The sequence below is a fragment of the Pseudomonas sp. RA_35y_Pfl2_P32 genome (assembly GCF_963970735.1).
In the GTDB taxonomy this organism is placed as follows: domain Bacteria; phylum Pseudomonadota; class Gammaproteobacteria; order Pseudomonadales; family Pseudomonadaceae; genus Aquipseudomonas.
Genome location: NZ_CAXAQF010000062.1, coordinates 1 through 1231 on the forward strand (window position 1 = coordinate 1; position 1231 = coordinate 1231).

At 53.3% G+C, this 1231-nt stretch carries 1 protein-coding gene; it reads right to left on the bottom strand.

What is annotated here, in order from left to right; genetic code table 11:
• Window positions 1-18 precede the first annotated feature (18 nt).
• Window positions 19-1169, bottom strand: a protein-coding gene (locus AACY45_RS27045; protein WP_102063847.1) for an IS3 family transposase whose coding sequence is annotated in 2 segments (ribosomal slippage) — window positions 19-926 and window positions 926-1169 — 1152 coding nt in all. Because the reading frame shifts where the segments join, the coding sequence is not laid out codon by codon here.
• Window positions 1170-1231 lie beyond the last annotated feature (62 nt).

Consider the following 1231-nt stretch of genomic DNA (forward strand, 5'->3'; position numbering starts at 1 on the left):
TGAATCGCCCCGGATTCTCTAGACACCTTGCAAGCTCATTGCGTAACGCTTTTCAAACTCTACCGGTGACAGCTGATTGTTGAAACCATGGCGGCGTTTTACGTTGTAGAACATCTCGATGTAATCAAACACATCACTCCGAGCATCTTCCCTCGTGGTGTAGATTTTTCGCTTGATCCGTTCCCGTTTCAGAAGCTGGAAAAAGCTCTCGGCCACGGCGTTGTCATGACAGTTGCCTCGGCGACTCATGCTGGCAACCAAATTGTTTGCCTTCAAAAAGCTGCGCCAATCGGAGCTGCTGTACTGGCTGCCTTGGTCGGAATGAACCATCACCTCTTGCTTCGGTTTACGCCTCCAAACCGCCATCAACAACGCATCAATAGCCAAATCACTGGTCATCTGCGACTTCATTGACCAGCCAACGACCTGCCGAGAAAACAGATCCAGTACCACCGCCAAATACAACCAGCCTTCATACGTACGAATGTACGTGATGTCGGTTACCCAAACCTTGTTGGGTTCCACAACATCGAACTGGCGCTTCAGCAAATTGGGTGAGACGACCGCTGGCTTACCGCCGTACTTTCCAGGGCGGCGTCGATAACCTGTCTGAGAACGCAGACCTTCAAGACGCATCAGCCTCGCCACACGATGACGACCACAATCCTCACCGACCTCGCGCAGATCGTCGTGGATTTTGCGATAGCCATAAACGCCACCGCTCTCCAGCCAGGAATGCTTGATCAAACCCAGCAGTCGCTGGTCGTCTTTGGCGCGTACAGATTGCGGCTCAGACAGCCAGGCGTAATAACCGCTGGGATGGACTTTCAGCGTCAGGCAAAGCCGTCGAATCGAATAGTCGCCCGCGCGCTGCTTGATAAAAGCGTACTTCAGCCGCACTCCTTGGCAAAGTACGCGGCGGCCTTTTTTAAGATGTCTCGCTCTTCAGTGACGCGCTTGAGTTCCGCTCGCAGACGACGTAGCTCAGCGTGCTGATCATCATCCTGCTGCCGTTCTTCTTGAGGTTTGCTGTAGCGCTTTATCCAGGCATAGAGGCTATGCGTCGACACGCCGAGACGGGCCGCTACCTCAGCGACAGGCAGCTTCTTTTCGGTCACTTGATTGACTGCTTGGATTTTGAATTCTTCGGGATAACGCGGGTTGCTCATGGCACCTCCTGATTGGCCTCATTTTAAGGCATGGAGGTGTCTACGAAACCCGGGGCGATTCA